The organism is Neobacillus niacini NBRC 15566 (assembly GCF_001591505.1).
Classification (GTDB): Bacteria; Bacillota; Bacilli; order Bacillales; family Cytobacillaceae; genus Neobacillus; species Neobacillus niacini.
Genome location: NZ_BCVA01000055.1, coordinates 1 through 25,788 on the forward strand (window position 1 = coordinate 1; position 25,788 = coordinate 25,788).

The following is a 25,788-nucleotide window of genomic DNA, read 5'->3' on the forward strand; positions in this document are numbered from 1 at the left end:
ATTGCCAGGCGAAACGAAACACAACCTGTTATGGTTGTGTTTTTGTGTGTAATCTCATATCTTTATTGACCTAAACCGGCAAGTATCTCCAGCTGTTTCCTTATTAAATCATTACTCAATGGGGACAGTAAGTTTATGGAGGTGAATGAATGATGAGGCAAAACGAACCCCGTGATTATATTACCATTCAAGACGATGATGGGAACTTTAAGGAATTCGCTGTTGAGGCGTTATTTGAGATGGAAAGCAAATCATATGCACTTTTGGCAGCAGAGGATGAAACGATGCTTATGCAGGTAGAAGGCGAAGAAGGTGACCAATATTTAGTTGGAATTTCTAATCCAGTCGAAAGTCAGTCCATTTTAGATGCATACCAAGTTGCTGTAGAGGAAGCACCTGCAGAATAAGCGTATAATTACATAATAATGTTATGTTAACTAATAACTAATGCCAGTCCCAGCTGACTGGCATATTTACAGCTATTTAGCCCTGTAAAGGATAAATATTTGCTGCACCGGCTGAATATAATTCATCGACATACTTATTTCTATTGAAGGTAGGTATTTGCAGATGAAGTGTAAAATACATCGGTGTAATTGCAGGAAGGTTTGGTCGATTCAAAACCGAAAATCAAAAACTACTGCCCAATCTATTCTTCTTATCGGTGAGTGGTATACTGAACTAAAACCTGAAAGGATATGTGAACCAAAAGGTTTTGTGGCAACAAAGAAAAATCAGGAAATTATTTACAATCCAACGAAAAAGTATTTGGAAAAATTTATAATAATTGATAAACTTATTTATGATAAGAAAAACGTTAATTTTAATATAAAATCCGGAAATAGTTTATTTTTTGCTGAGGATGGCATCTGTTATGTCCTTAAAGAGGTAAAATAAACCCAGTTACGGTATTCTTTTTGCATAAAAATGTCAAAATAATAACTTAATTGACTGATATCAATTGGGATAGCGTTATGATATGTTAAATACAAAAGACTATCTTTTAGTAGTGAATATATTTTAATAGTAATAACTAGTAGTAGTATTTGATAAATTTGTAGTTTAATTGACTCCACACAGAGGTGGCAACGTTGAAATACACAGGCAGAATCACACTCGTTTTTATTTCTATGATGGTTTCTTTTATAGAATCATTTTCCGAACCAACAACTACATGGTCGATCCTAGAAGCCATTCTATTTGCCACCATCGCTGCCTTACTAGGCTGGGTTTACGATAAGGCCGTATACTATAAGAATAAGGCTGAAATGAATGAAAACAGACTATGTAATCTATTAAGATTCTCACCAGAACCGATCATTGTATACCAAGATGGAAAAATTGTATTTGTCAATAATAAATTTGAAGAATTAGTTCAATCATCTTCGTATGAACTTCTTGGGAAATCCATATTTCATTGTATTTTACCCGAATTTCATCCTATGATAATGCAACTGTTAAAAGACATGAGTCAAGGGAAGAAAAGTCTTGACCGTATGGAATTAAAAATCAAAACAGCACATCATAACATTTTAGATATTGAAATTTCCTCTTCACCCATTCTCTTTAACGAAAAACCAGCACTAGAAGTATTTCTCAGAGATGTTACGAAAAGGAATAAACTTGAAGAAGAGGTAAGGAAAAATGAAGAACTGTATCGATTTATTACAGAAAACAGTACTGATCTTATCTCTTTTCTCAATCCGAACGGCTATTATGAATATTTATCGCCATCTAGTAAGGATTTATTAGGATTTAGCAAAGAGGAAATGATAGGCAGCCATTTATTTGATTTTTTACATCCTGAAGAGGTTGAAAAAGTAACTACATTACTCCTTGAGGCAGATTCCGAATTGGAATTTGCTGCATTCACACATCAAATTAAGAAAAAAAATGGTTCGTATATTTGGATAGAAACGAATGCTCGGACTATCCGAAAGAATTCGCGAAAGCTAGAAGGGATTGTAGCGGTTTCACGAGATATTACAGAACGTTTAGAAAAAGAAAAAAGACTTCAAGAAGCAAATATCAAGTTACGCTATATTTCTAACATGGACGGGTTAACGGGTATTCCGAATCGAAGATACTTTGATGAAAAACTGTCAGAAGAATGGAATCGCATGAAACGAAATTCTAGTCCATTTTCAGCTATCATGATTGATATTGACTTTTTCAAAAAATTTAATGACTTTAATGGTCACCTAGCGGGCGATGAATGTTTAAGGCAAGTAGCCACTGTATTAAAAAATACAGTGAAGAGACCTAGTGATTTTACAGCAAGATATGGCGGGGAAGAATTCGTTATATTGCTGCCAGAAACCGATAAACAAGGAGCAGCGCATGTGGCTGAATTACTTCAAACAAATGTGAAAAATCTTAATATACCTTATATTTCCACAGAAACTGAACCTATTGTCAGTATCAGCATAGGTTGCGCAACACTTATTCCAAATGAATTGACAAAACCAGAGGATTTAATCAAACTGGCTGATACAGAATTATATATTGCAAAAGAAAGCAGGCATAACCAATTTATATTCAACCAACTCTCCCACCTTGCCTAAATACCAGGGTGATTTTTTTTGTATTATTTTCAAGTTTAATTTCAATAAAGTAACTGAAAATAAGAGAGGAACAAATTAGATATAACCATGGGGGTACATAGTGATGAACACAAAATATGCACCATTATTTGACACTTTAACATTTAAAAATGGCATCCAATTGAAAAACCGTATTGTGATGGCACCAATGACAAATTGGTCATCCAATCCAGATGGAACTGTTACAGAAGCAGAGGTAAGATATTATGCAAGACGATCAAGTGGTGTTGGGATGGTTATTACAGCATGTACATATGTTACAGCAAATGGAAAGGGATTTCACGGAGAATTCGGCGGGGATAGGGATGATTTAATCCCTAGCTTACAGAAGCTTGCAACTGCTATTAAAGAGCAGGGGGCCAAAGCAATATTACAAATTTTCCATGGTGGCAGACAAGTCCCGCCTGAATTAATACCCGATGGTGATGTGGTAAGTGCTAGCAGCGTTCCCGCAGAAGGGGATGGAAAGCCAGTACCACGGGAGTTATCTGACGAAGAAGTTCGTTCCATTATTCGCGACTTTGGTGAAACAACACGCCGTGCAATAGAAGCAGGTTATGATGGCGTTGAAATCCATGGTGCAAACGGATATCTCATTCAGCAGTTTTTCTCTCCTCATTCTAACCGTCGTGAAGACCGTTGGGGAGGCAGTCTAGAAAAACGGTTAACATTTCCAATGGCAGTTGTTGATGAAGTTAAGAGAGTAGTGGCTGAGAACGCCAAGAAGCCGTTTATTGTAGGATATCGCTTTTCACCGGAAGAAGCAGAAACTCCTGGGATCACCATGGCAGATACTCTTTTGTTAATCGATAACCTAGTTCAAAAAGACCTTGATTATCTTCATGTTTCTTTACAAGAATTTTGGTCAAAACCAAGAAGAGGCGTGGACGATACTCGTTCACGAATAGAAATTATCCTGGAACGAGCAGGAGATAAAGTACCTGTGATTGGAGTAGGCTCCATTCATACGCCAGATGAGGCTTTAAAAGCTTTTCAAACAGGTGTACCGCTTATTGCCCTAGGACGTGAAATGATTATCGATCCTGATTGGGTACAAAAGGTAAAAGAGGGTAAAGAAAATGAAATCATTACCGAGATTAATAAGGATAATCAGGATCAGCTTGTGATACCTGATCCACTGTGGCAGGCAATTATTCACACACCAGGATGGTTTCCTGGCATTCGTTAATGCAAAAGAGTTCATCCTCACGCAGGATGAACTCTTACTGTTTATACTCGGCGCTATATGAATTTTCACCAGAATGAACAGATAGAAGAGTATCTGCATAACCTACCAGCCGATTTACAATTTCATCTCCAAGAGCATAAACAAGTTGGTGCTGTTCGCTTTTATGCAGGGTAGGATCATCAAAGATGATTGTGGTATTAATAAAAATCTGTTTCGTGTCATAGAGGTTATAATGAATAATGGTTTTTCCAGCAGCACCACTGGTTATCGGATCTCGAAAACTAGGGAGAAAAATATACCATTTCTCCGCTGTTGGTGACCGGAAATTTTCGTAAACTTCATTCCCCTAATTTCATATTCAATTTGCTCTTTCAAGCTTTCATCGATTACCTCAACAATGTTGTTTTCCAAAAACAGTCCCCCTTTTCTATAGGAATTATCATACCCACTTCGTAGAAGTTACTATCCATTTAACGAAAATTAGAAAATAGTAGTTACAAAAAATAGCATTTTGCTATAATAGTAGAGTTCCATTTATCTTACAAAAATATTTGAAATGATCACGGACACCATCTAGGAGGAACAAAATGAACAAGAATAAGTATGTATTTATAGGGCTTGTGATTACGACACTTATTTCAGCTCTTGATACAAATATCATGCAAACAGCAAGTCCCACCATTGTTAATCAACTTGGGGGCTTAGAATTGTTTTCATGGATATTTGTTGTTTATATGTTAGCCAGTACCATAACCGTTCCTCTTTACGGAAAATTATCCGATATGTATGGACGAAAAAAACTTTTAATGATTGCTGTAACCTTGTTTACAGTTGGATCAATTCTTTGCGGGTTAGCTAATTCTATGGTCACGCTAATTATTTTTAGAGGAATACAAGGATTAGGGGCAGGAGGAATGATTCCTCTCTCCATGATCATTGTAGGGGATTTATTCACGATTGAAAAACGCGGAAAAATCCAAGCCGTATTTAGTGCCATTTGGGCGATTTCTTCAATCATAGGACCAATATTAGGATCCTTTTTTGTGGAAGCATTGACTTGGAGATGGATATTCTTTATTAATATCCCGATTGGTATGGCAACGGTTCTTTGCTTACTACCATATAAGGAATCTGCAGAATACAAAAAGACACATATCGATTATAAAGGATTCTTCCTTTTTGGGATTTCCATTACACTTTTATTGTTATCAACCAGCTTGAGTAATCCTTTTTGGTATGTCTTTAGTGGTGTTATAGGGTTGATCCTATTTGTCCTTGTTGAAAGAAAAGAACAGCATCCATTCCTGCCCGTTACATTATTAAAAAATAAAGGGTTACAATCTACGAATCTTTTTATGTTAATTTATTGCCTTTCTTTTTATGGAACATCAAACTTTATTCCGTTATATTTGCAAGAAGGAAGTCAAATGAGTATTTATAAAAGCGGATTAATTTTGTTAAGTATTGCACTAGGCTGGTCCTTTGGAAGTACTCCTGCTGGAAAATGGATCATTCGCTTTGGTTACAAGGTATTATTTATGATCGGCAGTATTGTTACGACCCTTTCAGGTTTGGTCCTTTATTTATTCATCCAGAATTTATCCTATACGGGTTTATTTATCATCTTGACAGTTCAAGGCTTTTGCTTTGGATTATTGTTTGCCCTTGGTACCATTGCTTCACAAGAATTTGCCGATTCCCATTTAAAAGGAATGTCCACTTCACTTCAAATATTTTTAAGAAATATTGGTACATCCGTTGGAGTTACCATCATGGGAGTAATTATTAACCATGGCGTTACACTTGCCGTTGGGATGAAGAACGTTTTTCTATATGCCCTGATTTTGAGTTTCATTACCATTTTTCTTAGCTTTCGAATTCCAGAGAAAACATCAGCTGTTGGAGAAACAGCATTAACGAAGTAAAGGTTCCACTTGTTTTGAATAAAATACCTACACAGATAAATAATAGACTTAGTGTTAAAGAATAACATTAGACATAATGTTATCCTTTAACACTAAACTTCAATGTGGAGGGATATACTTTGAATATACTCTTTAGCTTACTTAGGACCTTAATGCTTCTTGGGATTAGGTTAACGTATCTACTTAATAATGTTCAATCTAAGTTGAATTTTCTATTAAGGAAGCAAGTTAGATTAAGCCCAGTGTATTCGTAAAGTATGATCATTTCGCATTGCAGGAACAGAAGGTGAGCATAGAACTATGCTTGCCTTTTTATATGGTTGATTTTATGACTTTTATGAATCTAAATAGAGGGAAGAATCTCGCTTATTTAGTCTTTACTAATAAAAAACAACCAAATAGACGGAGAGATTCCGCCTATTGCCATCAAATACGTGAAATAGGATAATATTGCTTTGCTTAACCGGAAAACCTCCCCTTATTAACCCCAAAACAGGCTCCATTCTGCATTTAACCGGAATGTCTTCGCTTATTTTACTTTTGCTAATACCTGGAGTGTAAATCAACAGCCTTCTTTAACATAGCCTTTTATATGCGTTATTTATTCTATTATTTCTCTATATTCTTTTCCTTTTTGCACATAGTTATCACTTGAATATTTGAGCATTTGCAGGTCTTTTTCTGCTAATTCACGAACTACTTTCCCTGGTGACCCCAGGACGAGTGATCGAGGAGGGATCTTGATTCCACCTGCTAAAAGCGTGTTTGCACCAATAATACATTCTTCCCCAACTTCAACATTGTCAAGTAAAGTCGAACCCATTCCAATAATCGAATTACTGCCAATCTTGCAGCCATGTAAGATAACATTATGTCCAATGGTTACATCATCACCAATCTCAACCGGAGAGCCTTCATACAGATGGATTGTGGAGTTATCTTGAATACTGCATCTTTTCCCAACCGTGATTGGGCCATCATCCCCCCGCAACACTGCATTAAACCAAACGGTTGATTCCTCTCCAATCGTAACATCTCCAATAATATAAGCACCAGGTGCGACGAATACACTCTCATGCACCTTAGGTGTGGTACCTTTGTATGGAATATTCATAGTTAACACTTCCTCTATATTCAGAATTGTTTTACATTTAAACAAAATTATACCATTGCTAATCTTTCAAGGGAAAAATATTGATTTGTAAAGAACATTTTTTATGAAAGCGTTTTAAAATTCACAAAAGAATTAAAATAGTCAAATAATATTGACTCTGCCGCTTTACAGTGATAATCTTAGTAATAATTTAAAACGAATTGATGACGAGAACAGTAGGCTAAGCACCTTGTCCAAAGAGAGTCGACATTTGCTGAGAGTCGATGGCAGGGCTTATCTGAAGATCATCTCTGAGATGTGCAGCTGAAAAGATAGAAGTAAGCTGCTCCGGAATAATCCACCGTTACATGGAACACGTATCATTCCTGATACGTTAATCGAGAGCTGCAGTCTGGTGATTTTTGCTGCGGAAGTAGGGTGGTATCGCGAGTTAAACTCGTCCCTATACATGGGGCGGGTTTTTTGTTGTTTTCTAAAAAATAAATGCCTTAAAAAGGCGATTTAGTTTAAGAAAAAAAGAGGAGGAAAGTGAAATGAATCAACAAGTAGACCAAAAAGAAAAAACTGTTCAAGTAGAGGATATCATTATTGCCAGCCACACCATTAAGGATGTGATTTCGCCAACTCCTCTGCAGTATAATCACTTATTATCTGAGCGGTATGACTGTCATATTTATTTAAAAAGGGAAGACATGCAAAGTGTTCGTTCCTTTAAAATCCGCGGAGCTTATAATCGCATAAAGAAGCTGACGGCCGAAGAATTAGAAAATGGAATTATTTGTGCAAGCGCGGGAAATCACGCACAAGGAGTTGCCTATTCCTGCAACCATTTAAAAATTAACGGAAAAGTGTTTATGCCGACTACTACTCCAAAACAAAAGGTAAATCAGGTAAAATTTTGGGGTAAGGAACATGTGGAGATTGTTTTAGTAGGGGATACCTTTGACGACGCATATGAAAAAGCAATGGAATGCTCTCAAGTAGAAAATAGAACGTTTATCCATCCATTTGACGACACAGATGTAATTGCTGGTCAAGGTACAGTTGCGGTAGAGCTGTTGAATGATTGTCCTGAAAAAATTGACTACCTATTTGGAGCGATTGGTGGAGGTGGACTTCTCTCTGGAGTTGGAACCTATATGAAACATTTTTCACCAGAGACCCAATTAATTGGTGTAGAACCCCAAGGGGCTGCTGGCATGAAGGAGTCAATTTTCAATGGAGAAGTGACCTCTCTCAAAGAAATTGACCCATTTGTCGATGGAGCAGCAGTCAAGACCGTCGGATCTATGACGTTTGAGATTTGCAAAGAAGTCGTTGATGATATTGTAGTCGTACCGGAAGGAAAAGTCTGCACAACACTTTTATCTCTCTACAATGAAAATGCGATTGTGGTTGAACCAACAGGTGCACTCTCGATTGCAGCACTTGATCAATTTACAGATGAAATTAAAGGCAAAACGGTAGTCTGCATTGTAAGTGGCGGAAACAACGATATCGGTCGGATGCAAGAAATCAAAGAACGTTCTAAGCTATATGAGGGGCTGCAACATTATTTTATTGTTCAATTCCCACAACGTCCGGGAGCATTACGTGAATTTTTAGATGATGTGTTGGGACCAAATGACGATATCAGCCATTTTGAATACACGAAAAAGAACAACCGTGAAACCGGTCCAGCCTTAGTAGGGATTGAGCTGAAGTGCAAAGATGACTACTTCCCACTTATCGAACGTATAAAGGCAAAAGGATTTGTTTACCGTGAAGTGAATAATGACAGCACCTTGTTCCAAATGCTGGTTTAGAAACATTAAAGAGTCCAATTTGGGGCTCTTTTCTTTTTGTGACCATATAACCAGATAACACTTTTACCACATTCGTTGAATTTTCATTTATAATGGTTTCAAGATAACAATAATTTATAAGGTGGGGGCAATGTGTCAAAGTTGATTTATACAAATGGTGTCATTTATACCCTTGATTCCAACCAGCCAGTGGTTGAGTCTGTGGTAATAGAGAATGGCAGGGTCGTAGATTTAGGTTCACATCAGGAGATGAACCTACAATGGGGAAGAGCAGGGGCAAGAGTAATTGACCTTCAAGGGAAAATGGTTACACCTGGACTCATTGACAGCCACTTACACATGTCAGGCGTTGCCTTTAATTTTTTGGACTTAGATCTAACTGGGGTAACATCTAAAACCGAAATGCTCGAAAAAATAAAGCAAAAAGCAGATACTATTTCCCCTGGAAAATGGCTGATAGGAATGGGTTGGGATGAGAATCTTTTTACAGAAGGATCGATTCCGACTATCGAGGAATTAGATTACGTTGCGCCCCATTGTCCGATTTACCTAAAAAGGATTTGCTATCATGCCTTTTTAGTGAATAGTAAAGCACTAGAGATGAGTCACTATCATCCATCCATTGAGGTACCGAAAGGCGGAAGGGTGGTTTTGGACCCACATTCAAAAAAACCGACAGGGCTGCTGTTGGAGTCCGCTTCGCAATTAGTAACCAAACACATTCCAGATAAAACCTATGTTGAGTTAAAAAATGGTCTGGGACAGGCAATGAACTTTGCTATTAAAAAAGGCTTAACCAGTGTCCATACCAATGATCCTGCTTATTTAGGCGGCCTGGAACAAACCTATCGCATGTATGATGAACTACTCAATCAAGAACAAAAAGGGCTACGTTGTAACCTTTTGATTGATTATCCATACCTTCCTGCCTTAAAAGAAAAAGGGATGTTTGCTGGTTTTGGCAACGAAACATTACAAATCGGTGCTATTAAGATATTTGCGGATGGAGCATTTGGAAGGAGAACCGCTTTGCTTTCGGAGCCTTACCATGACGAACCCGGTCAATTTGGGGAAGCCATGCAAACGGAAGAAGTTCTTTTTAACATTGTTAAAGACGCCCGTGATCAATCTATGCCAATAGCCGTTCATACGATAGGTGATCAGGCTTTAGAGAATGTTCTCAATATCTTAGACAATTTCCCAAGGGCGAACTATCGTGATCGAATTATCCACACTTCATTAGTTAGAGAAGATTTAATCGCTCGATTAGCTGATCCGAGTATCGTTGCCGATATCCAGCCAAGGTTTGTTGTCGGTGATTATCCATGGGTAATTGACAGGATTGGCAGGGAGCGGGAACCGTATTTATATGCATGGAAATCCTTGCTATCTAATGGGGTTATCTGTGCGGGAGGGTCTGACGCACCGGTTGAACCTGTTGATCCTTTACTTGGTATTCATGCAGCTGTTACCCGAAAAACCCCTGGTAAGACTGAGTGTTGGAATGAGAGTCAGAAAATCTCGATGTTTGAAGCAGTTAAGCTTTTTACAATTGGCGGTGCCTATGCAACAAACGAAGAAGCAATAAAAGGGACTATTTCAAGAGGAAAGTTAGCGGATATGACAGTGTATTCTAAGAATCTCTTTGAATTGGAAAATCCTGATGAACTATTAACTACGAATATTGAAATGACCATTATCGACGGGGAAATTCAAAGGGTCTAGTAAAAAAAGAGTAGCGATTATTGTAAAAGAGTTCGATTGTTGAAGTACAAAAATTAAAAAAGCAGCAAATAAAAGCAATCCAATATTAGCTTATTTATTGGACTGCTTTATTTGCTGAATACAAAAAGAATTTTACTCATATTAACATGCTAATTAGCGATCCTTGGCGTATCATTTAGCAGGAGTATGCACACCAAAGCAGACAGACTCTAAAAAGTGCGCTGAAATAATTTCAAAATAAAAACATTATTTTTTTATAATCGGTATATAAATATCAAAATGTGGATCACTCGGATCACGATCAACAGGGCAATATTCATGTTTAATCGGCATATAAGGATCATAGTAATCTACACCAGCTTCTCTTAAAGCGGTATAGTCACTATCAAATAGCCATTGATGTAAATCCGCATATGTCTTATGTATATCTTTTCCTTTGTGATGTGTAGTCTTCACATACGTCCATTCAGGAACTCTTATTTCAATCATTCCATCAGGAATCTCCTGCTCGTCACTCACTTCATACACAGCATAATGTGCGAACCCATTTTCAACTACATGATAAGATAGACCTAATTGAACACTGGGATTCACCTTATACTTTAATTCATCTGCTCGGTCTTCTGTTTGTTGAATGACTTCTTTTAAATTCGGTACAATTTCTGAAAATATTCCCTCCCATTTTAATCCCACTGCCCGAAAGGCTGGTAACGTTACAATTTCATAGTTCACTTTATTTCCTCCCTATATCTTAAAGTTTCATAAATTCCTTATACAGTTGTTATTCAAGTGGTTATACAACTAATAAAGATCGATCAGATGGGTATCTAAAATATTGTCTAACAGTTAAAGAGATTCCCTTAGCAATCGAAGTAGCCATCGTATATATAAGATGAAGATCTGTACATAACAAAGAATCTTTTAAGGCAGGATTATTCTCGGTGACCACACCTGTTATACTGCAGTTCCCAATTGGAGGAAGAACATTTCCCAGCCCAAATCCAGGGACAATCGATCCATCCTTAACCACGAGGGAATTTACCAATTCTTCGCTTCCTAACACACTATCAATTGCGATAACAAAACTATTTTTTCGGAAGGAGTGTTGTGCTAATTCCGGGACAAGTGTTGTTGCATCTAGTGGTGCCCGCAGGTTTCCAAGGACGGTTAAGCGATCAGGATAATTGTTCTTCAACAGGCTTCCAACAAAAGGACCCAGGCTATCGCCATTAATCCGACTAGAGCCAATTCCAATTACATAAATATGTTCAGTCGTGTCTGGGATAAGAGAATAAAGTGCCTGGCGAATATAGAGAGGTGCTAATTTATCATTAAAGGGAATTACTATATTAGGTCTAGATTGTAAACTACAACTAAAAGTGCTGCTGCCCATGCTTTAACACCTCACCATCTTTTATATTGACAAACAATTCTTTACTTCTAATTAAATATCCTTCTATTTTTGCAAAATCAATTAATCTATTATTCTTTTGCTAGTGCACGTCCTGCTTGTCTGCCAGTAAATAGGCATCCCCCCAGAAAGGTTCCTTCTAGTGCACGGTACCCATGAACCCCGCCGCCGCCAAAACCGCAAACCTCTCCAGCGGCATATAATCCAGGCACTGGATTACCTTCTGAATTTAGTACCCTGCCAGATAAATCTGTTTGGAGTCCGCCTAATGTTTTTCGACTCACAATATGCAGGCGTACCGCTATCAATGGACCATTTTTTGGATCAAGTAGTTTATGAGGGGAGGCAACACGAATCAGTTTGTCGCCAATATAGTTGCGCGCTCCACGAATGGCAGTCACCTGCAGATCCTTTGTAAACTTATTGTCCAGCTCACGGTCTCTTGCTGCAATCTGCCGCTGGATTTCATTATAGCTAAGAAGGTTATCACCCGTTAGCTTATTCATCCCTTCCACAAGCTCCGTTAAATGATCAGCAATCACAAAATCCTCGCCTTTTTCCATAAACGCCTTGACCGGAGCAGTGGGACCGGGTAGAACACGGGACAGTACTTTTTTTATACTTTTACCAGTTAGGTCAGGGTTTTGCTCTGAGCCAGAAAGCGCAAACTCTTTTTCTATTATTTTCTGAGTTAAGATAAACCAGGAATAATCATATCCTGTTTTCTGGATAGCTTCTAGCGTACCTAACGTGTCAAACCCCGGGAAATTCGGTGCTTGAAAACGTTTCCCTTTTGCATCAAGCCAAATGGATGAAGGTCCTGGAAGGATGCGAATACCGTGATTACTCCATATGGGATTCCAGTTTTTAATCCCTTCCGTATAGTGCCACATACGATCGCGGTTTACGATTCTGCCTCCAGCATTTTCGGTAATAGAGAGCATTCTGCCATCAACATGATCAGGAACACCGGAAATCATATTTTTTGGTGCATTCCCCAGCCGCTTCGGCCAATTGTTTCGAATTAAATCTGGATTCCCCCCGATTCCTCCACTTGTAACAAGGACTGCCTGTGCATGAAATTCAAATTCTCCAATCACTTCTCGAGAACTTGCTTCACCGCGGGCTGCTGAACTCGGAATGAGAATTGAGCCATTCACCCCAACGACAGTACCATTTTCTGTCAGTAATTCATTGACCCGATGTCGAGGTCGATAGTCTATAAGGCCTGCCGACATGGCATTACGGACTTTTTTCTCAAAAGGTTCAACAATACCTGGACCTGTCCCCCATACAATATGAAACCGCGGAACAGAATTCCCATGCCCTTCAGCCAGATATCCGCCACGCTCTGCCCAACCAACTACGGGAAAGAAACGGACTCCCATATTAAATAACCATTCTCGTTTTTCACCGGCAGCAAAGTCGACATATGCTTCTGCCCATTTTTTTCCCCAGTAATCTTCGTCTTCTTCTCTGTCAAAACCCGCGGCACCTAACCAGTCTTGCCAAGCAAGTTCCCGTGAATCTTTTATGCCCATTCTTCGTTGTTCAGGTGAATCCACAAGAAACAATCCCCCAAAGGACCACCAGGCTTGTCCGCCCATTGAAGCCTCAGGTTCTTGATCCAGTAGCAGAACCTTCTTACCTGCCTCAGCAAGCTCAGCAGTTGCCACTAAACCAGCTAGGCCAGCACCTACTATAATCACATCAAACTTCATCATTTACCTCCAGAACATTAGATACCTTGATGGTATTTTAAGTATTCCGAAAAGTCAATCAGGTAATTTTAACAGGAATATGGACGTTGAACATAGAATAATAGTAGTAATGTTTTAAGAGGGGAGATTATTCTAGCCATGACGAATAGTAAAGGGAAATATAACCCGAACGCAAGTATTGAAGATTTAGACGAGGCGAAACGACTTCCTGGTTTCGGCAAACCGCTTCCCAAAAATTTTTTCTCCGGTGATATCTACTCTAATTTTCAAAAAACGGCCAAAGAAGCCGGTTATTTACCACCTTTTGTTGCATTACAAAAGGAAATCAAGCAAGATATGGCAAAACTGCTTAAACTAATAGACGACGGGACCTCTGAAGAGAAGATGAATAGCTTTATTGATGATTTGAATGTCAAGGTAAAAAAATATAATATCGAATGTCCAACAAGTATGCAAAAGATGTTAATTTCCTTAGAGGATATTGACCTGCATGCTAAGATTTGGCAGTAGAGAACAGGAAAGAATCAAATATTAGATAAAGTGACTAAGATAAAGAAAGAACATTCGATCTAGACTAGTTCAAAAATAGAGAAGGGATGTTGAGAAATGGACGATCGTTTTTTTCGAAATGCAATGGGGAAATTCGCAACGGGTATTACCGTTGTTTCAACGGAAGTAGAAGGTGAAGCACATGGCATGACAGCGAATGCGTTTGTATCTGTTTCACTAAACCCTAAATTAATCCTTATTTCGATCGATAAAAGAGCAAGAATGCTTCCACTCATTCAAAGATCCAAAAAATTTGCCGTTAGCTTTTTATCTGCGGAACAGCAAACAGAATCTATGCGTTTTGCAGGGCAAATTAAGGAGGACACTCCTTATAATTTTGAGCAATTTGGAAATTTACCCGTCATTCAAGGCGCACTTGCAAACCTGACATGTACGCTCTACAACGAGGTCGAGGCAGGAGATCACGTTTTATTTATTGGTGAGGTTACCGACCTTAAAGTAAACGAAGGGGACCCGTTGTTATACTTCGGCGGCCAATACCGAAAATTAACCGAATAATGTATTTGAAAAGCTGTCACATGGCAGCTTTTTCTTATTGTCATTCTGGTGAGGTTCTGTACAATTAGAAGAGGAGGGATGGACGGTGTTAAAAAAAATTAGACTTATTTTAGGCATAATCGTTTTAATATTAGCTCTATTTGGATTAATTACGAAAAACTTTGTTGCTCAGCCCTTTATGATGTTAGGTTTATTTGCCTTCATCTTAGTAGGTGGTATAGATGAACTGAACCAAGGAAAAAAACCACGTGGTTATGTTAGTATCTTTGTTGCAGTATTCGTTTTGGCTGTTGTTATAAAAACTTTCTTTCCATAGAGTAATAGAATGGAGAAGACCTTCAATCATTTGGAGGTCTTTTTTCTATCAAAAGAGGCTAAAGGATGAAGCCATTACACCAAATTATTTCCCAACTCTTCAACGATGATAATATATTGATTAATTAGAAGTTTCTAAATAAACTCAGTATTACAGCACAAAGAAAGCTGTACATAAAAAAATAGGAGAGGGGAAATAAAATGAGGAAGAAAAAAAAGATTGCTTCAGCACTAGTTGCATTAACAATGGGGGTCTCATTGTTTGCATCTGCGGCTTATGGTGAAGGCACAGATTCTAATGATACATTCCGAGTCAATATTAATGGACCTAGTTCTGAAAAAGTAAAAGCCAAGCAAACAACTGGAGTACGATGGGATTTCGGATCCGAAGGATATACAACCACTGTCAATTCTAAACAATACCAAGCTTTACTAAATAATAAAAATTTAACCATTGAGAAGGTTTCAGAAGTACAATTGGATCGTGTAGAAAATGCATCAAAAGATAAAATCGGTACTACTGCTATTACATCTCTACCAAGTGACCGCACACCGTGGGGCATGCAAGCAATCTATAATGACCCGAACATCACAAGTACATCTGGTGGAGCTGGAATTAAGGTGGCTGTGTTAGATACAGGTACGTATATTAACCATTATGATTTAACAGGTAGTGCCGAACAATGTAAAGACTTTACCCAATCTTCATCACCTATTATTAATGGTTCATGTACAGATCGGAATGGACATGGTACACACGTCGCTGGAACTGTTTTGGCACACGGGGCCTCTGATGGTCTAGGAATCTATGGTGTAGCACCACAGGCGAAGCTTTGGGCATATAAGGTTTTAACGGACAGTGGATCTGGATATTCTGATGATATTGCAGGTGCCATTCGTCACGTAGCAGATGAAGCCGTAAGAACAGGATCAAAAGTAGTCCTATCGATGTCACTCGGATCAAGCGCAAAAGACACAATGATTGCTAGTGCAGTAGATTATGCGTATAGCAAGGGAGTATTAGTTGTGGCAGCAGCCGGCAACTCAGGATATGCGGCCAATACTATCGGATATCCAGGTGCCTTAAAGAATGCCGTTGCAGTAGCAGCCTTAGAAAATGTTCAGCAAAATGGCACATACCGCATTGCCGATTTCTCTTCTCGTGGTAATCCTTTAACAGATGGTGATTACGTGATTCAAGAAAAAGATGTAGAGATTTCTGCGCCGGGCGCTGCAATTGAATCTACATGGTATGATGGGAACTACAATACAATCAGTGGAACTTCCATGGCAACTCCACACGTATCAGGCTTAGCAGCAAAAATTTGGTCATCGAATCTTTCTTGGTCTAACGCTCAGCTTCGTTCTGAGTTGCAAAGAAGGGCCAAACTGTACGATATTAAAGGCGGATATGGTGCAACAACTGGGGATGACTATGCTTCAGGATTCGGTTTTGCAAGAGTAAAATAATCATAGAGAAAAGCCATCTGATTTTTTCAGATGGCTTTTCTCTTTACCGCTTGACAACAGAAAGTATAAAAATAGTTGCAATAATCAGTAGTGCACCAAACCATTCAATTGGACTGAAGGGGACATGAAGCCAGGCTACGGCTAGAAATGCGGCAGAGAGTGGTTCAATACAGGCTAGAAGGCTCGCTTCAGAGGCTTTTATGTATTTTAGACTTTCCATAAAGCATAGAAATGCAAGTAATGTTCCAACTAGAACAACAAATGCAACAGCCATAAACGATTCGAGGGACCAGTGACCTTCAAATTTCCATGGAGGATTGAAGAAACTTAAACCAATACCTCCGATCATCATGCCCCAGCCAACAGTTAAAGTCGTTCCCCATTTTGAAAGTAGTTTAACCGGGTATAGCGTATAAAAAGCTAGGGCAAAAGCGGATAGTATCCCCCAGCCAAAGGTAGATCCAGATATCGACAGAGCCTGAATATTCCCTTTTGTAACCAGTAGGAATGTACCGCCTAGCGCCATTATAATGGCGGTCACCTCCTGTTTTACAGGTAATGACTTAGTACGGAAGCAAAAATATAAGGCAATAAGTACCGGTGCCAAGTATTGTAAAACGGTAGCGGTGGCTGCATTTCCTTGCTCTATAGCCATAAAAAAAGTATATTGAACACCGAGCATGCCAATAATTCCAAACAAAACGAGCTGTAAAACATCCTGCTTGTTTTTCCAAATACTCCATATATTTTGTTTCCCAACTATATGAGCAAAAAGTAATAAACCCAGACCTGCCAAAAGCAGTCGTATTACCACCAGCCAATTCGTGCTGAAGCCTTGTTGATGAAAGAGGAACTGAGCAACTGTCCCTGAGACACCCCATGACGTCGCCGCGATTACTACTAATAAAATTCCTTTTGTCCGTGGGTATGACAAAGAAGCACCAATTGTGGTCAAAGATATCCCTCCCCAAATAAACCATTCTATTAATTTACCAGAAATTGAAAAAGTTTAAAAGAGGAAAAATGCTTTGACTCTTAGGATTATTATCAAAAGAAAAGCCATTAGACAGAATCATTGTCTAATGACTTTTTCGATTATCTTGGTGTTAATGTTTTTACTGAAATCGCAGGGGAGTAGGAGGTAATAACGCAGCCTTCTAAGTTGCTGTCACTTAATAATCCTAGCTCGAGTGCAGATTTGATTTTGACATCATCTGGTTTTTTTACAACCCGAATGAGATCGTTCATGTTTAATTCTTCTAATCTTTTGACCGTTATATCTTCATTATATTTTTCTATTTTCCTGATTTGCCGTTGTAATTTATAATTATTTATCGTGATTTCTGCCTTATTCGTAGGACCGACAAGTTTATTAAAATAGTCCTGAAATAGATCCTTTAATTGACTCATTTCCAACTCAATTTCCTTTTTCTTCTTATTAAGTTCATAATATTTCACCAACATCTCATCTGTAATGAAGGAATCATTCTGTTTAACCAAGATCCTCTCCTCCTCATCGAACGTATATTCTATTTTATTAACGTTCATTGGGGATTAGTACGATTACCCTTCTACAAATATTTTAAAATCGGCTATTTTTGACACAAGATGTGGTGTCAGTTAATTGTAAGGTAACTATTCTCATGTATTAGAAAATAGCCCAAAGAAGCTTGGAGATTTTTCTCCTAGCTCTCTTTAATCCTGAAATTCTCTCATTCGGTCTAACAGCAATCCGTCTGTTTTGGCATTTTCTCCAATTACAAAATCTGTCATATAGTAGGTTAAATATTGTCCAAATTGATTATTCGTCTTTAGCAATAACTCGTCCACATAGTAAACACCCTTTGGTATTTGGTCAAGAAGGAGGACGGATAGGGAAGCATATATCCCACAAGCCACCTGAAAGTAAGTTGCGTTTGTTTTATATTGAGGAAAAATACTTTCATTATCTAACACGTTATAGATATAACGCTCTTTATCTGGATAAACCAGCAATACACCGACTAAATCCTCACCCGTCAACGGAGCATCTAACGGATTGAGTACTTTCATTTCAAAATCCCATAAAACATCTGAGTCATCTAAGTGCTCACGGATAATTTTTGTGGTGTGGTCATTTACCTTATACAAAAAACCACTTTCCATATCAAATTGCTTGCCTAGCGTATATACTTCCTCATGTGGCATTAGACAGCCATGAAAAACTTTCTTTCCTAAAGTAACTTTAAATTCAATATCATAAACATTCTCATATAAAAAAAGCGGGGTCCGATGTTTCATGAACATTGGATAGCACAATATCGCTTCGTCTAGGAAGCATTCGGGAGACCAAGTTGTATAGATGACATTCTTTTTTGCCTGGGACTTTTTCTTAAAAAAAGAGGTATCATGCTCAACAATGTAGCAGCCCAGGGGTTGTTCATCTACATGTTGTTTCATCAGTTCGAATGCCATCCACTGTACCACTCCTGGATTCATTCCAGAACAAACAATCGCACTCGTATTTTTAAAAGTATCCTTATGTTTTTCAAAATAATGAATTCGTTCGATTAGCGGAAAACCGGCAAACTGTTCTTCATGGTCATCAATATACGTATTTTCTAGTGCAGAGTTAACATACTGGATACCTAATTCATCACAGCAATGGAGCATATCAACGGTATCGGCCCATGAAACATCAATGACAATACTTGTTTTAGTACTAGTTAAATGTTTTTTTACCTGATCTTTATCTTTAAGGTCAAATTGATGGCAGTGTATCCTGTTCGTTAAATGAGGAAATAAGCTTTGATAATACAGGAGTTCCTTTTGTTTATAATCTATTAAGTGAATTGCACTATCTGTAATAAGATGATGTATAGGGTCTTTGGTATCATTTGCTGAATGATTTAAAATGGAAAGAACAGATTTTGCGACCCCGCCAGCACTTCCGAAAATGGATATAACTGTTTGGTGATCTTTCATTTCAACACCTCGTCCATATTTTTTATACTATAATATGTACAAAAGGTAGAAAAGGATTGGATGATTATCGGAGAATAATAATATAAGGTTTTCATATTACTACTGGACCTTGAGGTAGGAGAAATGATAAAAATAGTAGATACAGGAGCACGAGATTAGGAGTTGAAGGTAGTGAGCAGTACATTTCCAAAATGGTATGATTTTTTTATGAGTCCCTTGGAACGAAGGCGGTTTAAAAGCATCCGTAAAGACCTGCTTAAAGGTGCGACAGGGACGGTACTTGAACTTGGTTCAGGTACTGGAGTAAATTTTCCATTGTATCGTAATGTTGATCATGTCATTGCCATAGAACCTAGTCAGCATATGATTGATCAATCATTGCCAAGACTTCAATTAGCTGAGGTACCTATTGATCTGGTTAACGCCAGCGCAGAAAGACTTCCTTTTGAGGATCATACATTTGATACCATCGTTGCAACACTGGTTTTTTGTACAATACCAAATGTTGACGAGGCGATTAATGAATTAAAAAGAGTGTGTAAACCTAACGGGAAAATCCTATTATTTGAACACGTCAAAATGGAAAATAAGGTACTCAGCAGCATGCAGGAAGGTCTAACACCCTTTTGGAGTAAAATTTGTGACGGCTGCTGCCTGAATAGAGAAACATTAAAGGCATTCACATCCAAAGGATTCGTGATGGAGAGACTAGAAACATGTTACAAAGACCTATTTATAATAGCTGAGCTATGGAATCGAAAGGAGTAGTATCTTTTGATTCCCTCAGATCACGTTTTTTCACCTGGAAGGGAAGCAATATCAACTTTTGATTCCCTATTATCTGTTTTTTTCACTTAATTGGGAAGCAAAGACAGTTTTTGATTCCCTCCTATCAGCTTTTCTGACTCAGTAGGGAACCAAAGGCAACTTTTGATTTCCACTAACAACCATTTTACCGATGGAAGGGAAACAAAAAAGAAAAACCTCAAAATCAATTGAGGTTTTTACTGTGTTCTACGGGCAAAGTCAACAAATCTGAATTTGTCTGGACGGTGCCGGGATTCGGTATATTGAAAAAGACTGGCGTCCTCTAAATATACATAGTTTTTGATGACGACAATATTATGAAAACCTTCTAAGTCCAAAAATGAACGATCCTCCGCAGTGGGTTCTTCCACAACGATTTCCTTCTTTGCAAAGCTAATCTTCAGGTTCAAATCATTTTCAAGGTAGGCATAAATCGAGTTTGCACAAATTTCCTCAGTAATCGAAGGGACGTATTTTGCTGCAAGATAATCTTTATCAAGAATGATTTTCTTGCCGCCAATTTCCCGCGTTCGAACGATTTTCCATACTTGATCCTTTCCTGAAAGCTGCAGCTGTTGCTTGATATAGGCATCCGGCTTGATAATTAACGATAACTCATTAACAATCGTCCTTGGTTTTTTTTCCATTTTATCCGCTAGTTCTTTAAAGCTAACGAGGCCGGAAACAGGAAAATCAAATTTATTGATATCAATGACAATCGAACCTTTGCCTCTTACTTTTTGGATGTAGCCATTTTGCGCAAGAAGGTTTAAAGCTTTTCGAATCGTTTCTCTAGAAGTATCGTATTGTTCCTTCAATTCATTTTCAGAAGGGAGAAGGGAATTCGGCGGGATTTCCCCGCTTTTAATCTGATCCACAATCGTATTAAAGATACTTTGATACTTATTCGTCATAAAAATCTCCCATTATTTTTTCAAATGATAAACAATGGACTCAAAAGGTCGTAAATGTATTTCTTTTGCAAGTGGTGCTGAGTCCTCATAATTTGAGAGTAACACACCATTTGCCAACCCTTCAATGTCTAACTTCACAGGGAGATAATAAGTCGTATCTTTTCCATAGAAATTATTAATAACAATCAGCATTTCATTTTCGGTTTTGCGCACAAAAGCGAAGATAGATTCATGGTCTTCAGAAATCAATTCATAATCCCCGTTCGTCATCACATCATATTCTTTCCGTAATCGGATGAGCTGTTGATAATGATAAAACACAGAGTTCGAATCCTTCATGGCATTTTCTGCATTAATATCCTTATAGTTTGCTGCAGTATGAATCCAAGGAGTACCAGTGGTAAATCCAGCATGTTCGCTTGCATTCCATTGAACTGGAGTTCGGGAATTATCACGAGATTTTTGTTTTAAAATCTCAATAATCTCTTGGTCTGACAACCCTTCCTTTTTGAGAATTTCAAACATATTCAATGATTCCACATCCCGGTAATCATCGATCTTTTCGAACTTCGGATTGGTCATCCCAAATTCTTCCCCCTGAAAAATATAAGGAGTACCTTGCATCATATGGATGGTTGTTCCAAGCATTTTTGCTGATTCTTTGTGGAACTGCTGATCATCACCAAATCTTGAGACAACACGCGGCTGATCATGGTTACACCAGAAGAGGGCATTCCATCCGCCGCCTTTATTCATTTCAACCTGCCAGTCTGACAATATGTTTTTCAATGATTGGAAGTCAAAATCCGCTTTTGTCCATTTTTGCCCATTAGGATAATCCACTTTTAAATGATGGAAGCTGAATGTCATATTGAGCTCTTCATCCCGTGGATTCGTATAGCGAATGCAATTATCAATGGACGTAGAAGACATTTCGCCAACCGTCATGATGTCATATTTTGAAAATACCTCTTGGTTCATCTCATGGAGGAACTCATGAATTCTTGGTCCATCTGTATAAAATTTTCGTCCGTCAGAGTCATCTTCTGGGAACTGTTGATCTTTTGAGATTAAATTGATGACATCTAGTCTGAAACCATCAACACCTTTTTTGAGCCAAAAGTGCATCATTTCATATAATGCTTCACGGACTTTTGGGTTTTCCCAGTTTAAATCGGCCTGGGTAACATCAAATAAATGGAGGTAATACTGGCCAGTGGTTTCATCCCATTGCCATGCTGAACCGCCAAATTTTGATTCCCAGTTGGTAGGAGGGAGGCCGTCTTTCCCATCTTTCCATATATAAAAATCGCGGTATGGATTGTCTTTTGAGGATTTTGCTTGTTTGAACCACTCGTGTTCAGTGGATGTATGGTTGATGACAATATCCATAATGATTTTGATTCCGCGCTTGTGTGCTTCTGCAAGAAGCTGGTCGAAGTCAGCCATCGTGCCGTATTCTTCTTGAATGTTGAAATAGTCGCTTATATCATAACCATTATCTCTTTGAGGGGATTTATATATCGGAGTAAGCCAAAGAACATCAACACCAAGCTCCTTTAAGTAGTCGAGCTTTTCAATGATTCCTTGGATATCACCGGTACCATTACCGGTTGTATCATAAAAACTTTTTGGATAAATTTGATAAACTACTGCTTTTTTCCACCATGATGTTGTCATGATCTACACCTGCCTATATTTTTTAAGACTCTAATAATGAAAAGGAGGGAGATCATCTCCCTCCTAAAATGGAGTTTTATTTTTTAAAAGAAAATTTGTTCATACCTGTTTTTGCAAAGATGATGGTTAGAATAAACGGAATCACAATCGCAACCAACATCGCTACTGCAAACATCATCATGTGCTGCGGCTGGATAGAAAGGAATCCTGGAAGCCCGCCGACACCGATGGAGTTAGCCATGACATCACTACCTACAGAAATAACGGCTGCTACTAGAGAACCAATCATCGCTGCAAGGAAAGGGAAGCCGTATTTTAAGTTAATACCGAACATCGCTGGCTCTGTAACACCTAGGTAACAAGAGATCGCAGCTGGAATGGATACTTGTTTTTCTTCTTCATTTTTACGATTAATGAAGATCATTGCAAGAACAGCAGAACCTTGAGCAATATTTGATAGAGCAATCATTGGCCAAAGGTTCGTTCCGCCAAGCTCTGACATTAATTGTAAGTCAATTGCATTGGTCATATGGTGTAAACCTGTGATAACCAGTGGTGCATAAGCAAATCCAAAGATAGCGGCAAATAACCAGCCAAAAGCAGAAGTTAAGCTTGTATATACAACATCTGAAATCCAAGAGCCAATTGTCCAACCGATAGGACCTAATACCGTATGTGCAATTAATACAGTTGGAATTAACGCTAAGAATGGAACCACGATCATAGAAATTGAATTCGGAACAATTTTTCTAAGTCTTAACTCTAAAAATGAGAGTAGGAATCCAGCTAGAATAGCAGGAATTACTTGAGCTTGATAACCAATCATTTCAATTTGAGCAAAGCCAAAATCCCACGTTGGAATATCTTTAGCTCCTGCTACACCATAGGCATTTAGTAATTGAGGCGAAACTAATGTAATACCAAGGACAATACCAAGGATTGGTGTTGCACCCATTTTTCTAGCGACTGCCCAGGTGATACCGACTGGCAGGAAGTGAAACACGGCTTCACCTATTAACCAAAGGAATGCGTGAACACCCGCCCAGAATTGAGAAACTTCAACGATTGTCTTCGTTCCATCTTCAAGCAATTTAATATCACCGATTACGTTTCTAAATCCAAGGATTAAACCACCTACAACGAGTGCAGGAATTAAAGGTGTAAAGATATCTGCAAGGTGAGCAATCATACGTTGCAGCCAATTCATATTTTGCTTTGCAGCTACTTTTGCTTCGTCTTTCGATGCTTCACTAACACCGGCAACTTTAACAAAGTCATTATAGAAGGTAGATACATCATTTCCGATGATTACCTGGAATTGTCCTGCTTGGGTAAAAGTACCTTTTACCGGTTTAAGAGATTCAATTTTTGTTACATCCGCTTTGCTCGGATCATTTAATACAAAGCGCATTCTCGTAACACAATGGGTTACAGCCGCGATGTTTTCTTTGCCTCCAACGTGTTCGAGCAGTTCTTTTGCTGACTCAGTGAACTTCGTCATGTTTTTTCCCCCTGTAGGAATTGGAAATCTCCAATTCTTTATATAATGTATTATTTCCTTGTATTTACCATTCATGTGTACGTTTCAATCCGACATCTTAAACATGTATATACAAGTTTTTTTGGTTACGGTTACATTCTAACTTGTATATACAAGACTGTCAACATATTTGTTTTTAGTAGAAAAATGGGGTTGACCATTACTAGTGATTTACTTATTATAGGAGGTATTATTACAAGTTCATAACTTTTCAACTTTAACGCTTTAAACTGTTGAATGAATTTTCGGAAAATGGTATAATCAACTTGTTTAAATTCTTCTGAGTTTAGACCTCCTAAAACTAGAGCTTAGCCTTGACCACTAAGCTCACCTTTTGCCTTTGACATCTGTCAAAGGTCTTTTTTTTTGAATTTTTCGAATAAATTTTGTGCTTTATGTACAATAATATATTGTTGCTTATTTGTTATAAGGGAGTGTTTAGAATGAAGGGACAGATTACACCTTATTTATCTTTTGATGGAAACGCAAAACAAGCTTTGGAGTTTTATAAAGAAGTATTAGGAGCTGAAATTATCGGTCTACAAACATTCGGTGAAGCTGATTATCCGACTCCGCCAGAAGCAGATCAACGAGTCATGCATGCAAAACTAAGTAAAGGTGACATTTCACTTATGTTTTCCGATACCTTCCCAGGTCAGTCGGTTGTTGTGGGGAACAATATTACCCTTACGCTCGAGCCTGAAAGTGAAGAAGAAATTCAAAATTTGTATGACTCACTAATGAAAAATGGAAAGGCACTTATGGAGTTAGAGGATACATTTTGGGGTGCCAAATACGGAAGAGTTCAAGATCAGTTTGGGGTTATATGGGAATTGAATTATCAAAAGTCATAATTCGGAGCACTTTCTAAGTGCTTTTTTGTTTGCATAAAAAAAAAAAAGAAAGTGGTGGGGCCACTTTCTAAAGGAGGTATTGTATCATGGGTTACTTTAATATATGTACCACCTAGTACAGGCATGTAGTGAACATGTCCATTTTTTGAAAATAATTCTTACACTAAGAATCTTTTTTTCATTTCTTCAGTAGGCAGCATACAGCTTTCCCTTTTACCAAACCAATTGTAACGATTTTTTGCTACCAGGTCATAGAGGAAATCTCTAAAAAAAGGAGGGAGGACCCTTAGTATCGTAAAGCACTTCCAAAATCCACTTAATTTTTTACTTATTTGTAATGCTGCACTTGATTTGATATAAACTTTTTGTTGTTCAATAACTATGAGGCTGTCAATCTGTTTACTAACCCCGTATTGCTTCAATAGCTGCTGTCCAATCTCACTTTGGAGTGAAGCGAACTTGAAATAACCCGTTGGATCTCTCTTGATAATGAACTGAACACTGCTATTACAGAAGTAACATATTCCATCAAATAAAATAATTGCTCCCATGATTTCACCTATCCCTTGTATAAATAATATTAACAAAAATGATTAAAGGGTGGTTAAAGTTTAGTTACGGATAAACTTAAATACTGGCGCATAACTCAAAAAACTCCCACAACAAAAAAACCCATTCCAAAA

At 38.1% G+C, this 25,788-nt stretch carries 25 protein-coding genes, 1 pseudogene and 1 other annotated feature; of the genes and pseudogenes, 13 read left to right on the forward strand and 13 right to left on the reverse strand.

Going from position 1 to position 25,788, the window contains the following annotated elements:
• Positions 1-149: 149 nt before the first annotated feature.
• Positions 150-407: a DUF1292 domain-containing protein gene (locus BANA01_RS25290; RefSeq protein ID WP_326160966.1), complete on the forward strand. Its 258-nt coding sequence runs from the start codon at positions 150-152 to the stop codon at positions 405-407.
• A 76-nt stretch (positions 408-483) separates the two neighbouring features.
• Here BANA01_RS25290 and BANA01_RS30065 read toward each other — a convergent pair whose 3' ends face one another.
• The gene (locus BANA01_RS30065; protein ID WP_169803748.1) at positions 484-621 is read right to left on the reverse strand and encodes a hypothetical protein; all 138 of its coding nucleotides are present in this window, start codon (positions 619-621) and stop codon (positions 484-486) included.
• 96 nt (positions 622-717) lie between these two features.
• Between BANA01_RS30065 and BANA01_RS30465 the strand changes: the two genes are divergently transcribed.
• The 3 genes from BANA01_RS30465 (at position 718) to BANA01_RS25305 (ending at position 3,792) form a co-directional block, all read left to right on the forward strand.
• On the forward strand, positions 718-897 hold the full coding sequence (locus BANA01_RS30465) for a hypothetical protein (protein WP_235847234.1): 180 nt from the start codon (positions 718-720) through the stop codon (positions 895-897).
• Positions 898-1,091: 194 nt separating this feature from the next.
• A complete protein-coding gene (locus tag BANA01_RS25300) occupies positions 1,092-2,564 on the forward strand; it encodes a diguanylate cyclase domain-containing protein (RefSeq protein ID WP_063255196.1) in 1,473 nt (490 codons plus the stop codon).
• 103 nt (positions 2,565-2,667) lie between these two features.
• Positions 2,668-3,792, forward strand: a complete 1,125-nt coding sequence (locus BANA01_RS25305) for an NADH-dependent flavin oxidoreductase (protein WP_063255197.1) — start codon at positions 2,668-2,670, stop codon at positions 3,790-3,792.
• A 34-nt stretch (positions 3,793-3,826) separates the two neighbouring features.
• On the opposite strand, the pseudogene BANA01_RS29325 reads toward BANA01_RS25305, so the two are convergent.
• A pseudogene (locus BANA01_RS29325) lies at positions 3,827-4,134 on the reverse strand (hypothetical protein).
• A 245-nt stretch (positions 4,135-4,379) separates the two neighbouring features.
• Here BANA01_RS29325 and BANA01_RS25310 point away from each other — a divergent pair.
• Complete coding sequence (locus BANA01_RS25310; RefSeq protein WP_063255198.1) at positions 4,380-5,717, forward strand: MDR family MFS transporter; 1,338 nt, start codon at positions 4,380-4,382, stop codon at positions 5,715-5,717.
• Between the two features lie 601 nt (positions 5,718-6,318).
• Here the strand turns inward: BANA01_RS25310 and BANA01_RS25315 are convergent.
• Positions 6,319-6,831 carry a gamma carbonic anhydrase family protein gene (locus BANA01_RS25315; protein WP_063255199.1) on the reverse strand — a complete coding sequence of 171 codons (513 nt, stop codon included), beginning with the start codon at positions 6,829-6,831 and terminating at the stop codon, positions 6,319-6,321.
• A 194-nt stretch (positions 6,832-7,025) separates the two neighbouring features.
• Positions 7,026-7,278 (forward strand) — a binding site (T-box leader).
• An 86-nt stretch (positions 7,279-7,364) separates the two neighbouring features.
• Here BANA01_RS25315 and ilvA point away from each other — a divergent pair.
• Together ilvA and BANA01_RS25325 are read left to right on the forward strand one after the other, a co-directional pair.
• A complete protein-coding gene (ilvA, locus tag BANA01_RS25320) occupies positions 7,365-8,636 on the forward strand; it encodes a threonine ammonia-lyase IlvA (protein ID WP_063255201.1) in 1,272 nt (423 codons plus the stop codon).
• A 132-nt stretch (positions 8,637-8,768) separates the two neighbouring features.
• A complete protein-coding gene (locus BANA01_RS25325) occupies positions 8,769-10,361 on the forward strand; it encodes an amidohydrolase (RefSeq protein WP_063255202.1) in 1,593 nt (530 codons plus the stop codon).
• Between the two features lie 246 nt (positions 10,362-10,607).
• Here BANA01_RS25325 and BANA01_RS25330 read toward each other — a convergent pair whose 3' ends face one another.
• The 3 genes from BANA01_RS25330 to BANA01_RS25340 form a co-directional block, all read right to left on the reverse strand.
• Entirely contained in the window at positions 10,608-11,093 is a 486-nt protein-coding gene (locus tag BANA01_RS25330; RefSeq protein ID WP_063255203.1) for a GyrI-like domain-containing protein, read from the reverse strand.
• A 61-nt stretch (positions 11,094-11,154) separates the two neighbouring features.
• Positions 11,155-11,754 (reverse strand): spore protease YyaC, encoded by a 600-nt coding sequence (yyaC, locus tag BANA01_RS25335; protein ID WP_063255204.1) that lies wholly within the window; start codon positions 11,752-11,754, stop codon positions 11,155-11,157.
• Between the two features lie 89 nt (positions 11,755-11,843).
• The gene (locus BANA01_RS25340; protein WP_063255206.1) at positions 11,844-13,493 is read right to left on the reverse strand and encodes an FAD-binding dehydrogenase; all 1,650 of its coding nucleotides are present in this window, start codon (positions 13,491-13,493) and stop codon (positions 11,844-11,846) included.
• A 138-nt stretch (positions 13,494-13,631) separates the two neighbouring features.
• Here BANA01_RS25340 and BANA01_RS25345 point away from each other — a divergent pair, with 138 nt between their 5' ends.
• The 4 genes from BANA01_RS25345 to BANA01_RS25360 all read left to right on the forward strand — a co-directional run bounded on the left by BANA01_RS25345 (position 13,632) and on the right by BANA01_RS25360 (position 16,346).
• Positions 13,632-14,003: a DnaJ family domain-containing protein gene (locus BANA01_RS25345; RefSeq protein ID WP_063255208.1), complete on the forward strand. Its 372-nt coding sequence runs from the start codon at positions 13,632-13,634 to the stop codon at positions 14,001-14,003.
• 96 nt (positions 14,004-14,099) lie between these two features.
• Positions 14,100-14,561, forward strand: a complete 462-nt coding sequence (locus BANA01_RS25350; protein ID WP_063255209.1) for a flavin reductase family protein — start codon at positions 14,100-14,102, stop codon at positions 14,559-14,561.
• Positions 14,562-14,646: 85 nt separating this feature from the next.
• A complete protein-coding gene (locus BANA01_RS25355) occupies positions 14,647-14,877 on the forward strand; it encodes a hypothetical protein (RefSeq protein WP_063255211.1) in 231 nt (76 codons plus the stop codon).
• Between the two features lie 200 nt (positions 14,878-15,077).
• Positions 15,078-16,346: a S8 family peptidase gene (locus tag BANA01_RS25360; protein ID WP_063255212.1), complete on the forward strand. Its 1,269-nt coding sequence runs from the start codon at positions 15,078-15,080 to the stop codon at positions 16,344-16,346.
• A 43-nt stretch (positions 16,347-16,389) separates the two neighbouring features.
• Here BANA01_RS25360 and BANA01_RS25365 read toward each other — a convergent pair whose 3' ends face one another.
• The 3 genes from BANA01_RS25365 to BANA01_RS25375 all read right to left on the reverse strand — a co-directional run bounded on the left by BANA01_RS25365 (position 16,390) and on the right by BANA01_RS25375 (position 19,310).
• Complete coding sequence (locus tag BANA01_RS25365; RefSeq protein ID WP_411834633.1) at positions 16,390-17,307, reverse strand: DMT family transporter; 918 nt, start codon at positions 17,305-17,307, stop codon at positions 16,390-16,392.
• Positions 17,308-17,441: 134 nt separating this feature from the next.
• Positions 17,442-17,846: a hypothetical protein gene (locus BANA01_RS25370; RefSeq protein ID WP_235847235.1), complete on the reverse strand. Its 405-nt coding sequence runs from the start codon at positions 17,844-17,846 to the stop codon at positions 17,442-17,444.
• Between the two features lie 195 nt (positions 17,847-18,041).
• On the reverse strand, positions 18,042-19,310 hold the full coding sequence (locus BANA01_RS25375) for an S-adenosylmethionine decarboxylase related protein (protein WP_063255214.1): 1,269 nt from the start codon (positions 19,308-19,310) through the stop codon (positions 18,042-18,044).
• Between the two features lie 171 nt (positions 19,311-19,481).
• Here BANA01_RS25375 and BANA01_RS25380 point away from each other — a divergent pair, with 171 nt between their 5' ends.
• Positions 19,482-20,078, forward strand: a complete 597-nt coding sequence (locus tag BANA01_RS25380; protein ID WP_063255215.1) for a class I SAM-dependent methyltransferase — start codon at positions 19,482-19,484, stop codon at positions 20,076-20,078.
• A 236-nt stretch (positions 20,079-20,314) separates the two neighbouring features.
• Here the strand turns inward: BANA01_RS25380 and treR are convergent, their stop codons facing one another.
• The 3 genes from treR to treP all read right to left on the reverse strand — a co-directional run bounded on the left by treR (position 20,315) and on the right by treP (position 24,212).
• The gene (gene treR, locus BANA01_RS25385; RefSeq protein WP_063255216.1) at positions 20,315-21,031 is read right to left on the reverse strand and encodes a trehalose operon repressor; all 717 of its coding nucleotides are present in this window, start codon (positions 21,029-21,031) and stop codon (positions 20,315-20,317) included.
• A gap of 12 nt (positions 21,032-21,043) precedes the next feature.
• A complete protein-coding gene (treC, locus tag BANA01_RS25390) occupies positions 21,044-22,711 on the reverse strand; it encodes an alpha,alpha-phosphotrehalase (RefSeq protein WP_063255218.1) in 1,668 nt (555 codons plus the stop codon).
• A gap of 76 nt (positions 22,712-22,787) precedes the next feature.
• Entirely contained in the window at positions 22,788-24,212 is a 1,425-nt protein-coding gene (gene treP, locus BANA01_RS25395; protein ID WP_063255219.1) for a PTS system trehalose-specific EIIBC component, read from the reverse strand.
• A 482-nt stretch (positions 24,213-24,694) separates the two neighbouring features.
• On the opposite strand from treP, the gene BANA01_RS25400 reads away from it, so the two are divergent.
• A complete protein-coding gene (locus BANA01_RS25400) occupies positions 24,695-25,105 on the forward strand; it encodes a VOC family protein (protein WP_063255220.1) in 411 nt (136 codons plus the stop codon).
• Positions 25,106-25,263: 158 nt separating this feature from the next.
• On the opposite strand, the gene BANA01_RS25405 is transcribed toward BANA01_RS25400, so the two are convergent.
• Complete coding sequence (locus tag BANA01_RS25405) at positions 25,264-25,656, reverse strand: thiol-disulfide oxidoreductase DCC family protein (protein ID WP_063255222.1); 393 nt, start codon at positions 25,654-25,656, stop codon at positions 25,264-25,266.
• Positions 25,657-25,788 lie beyond the last annotated feature (132 nt).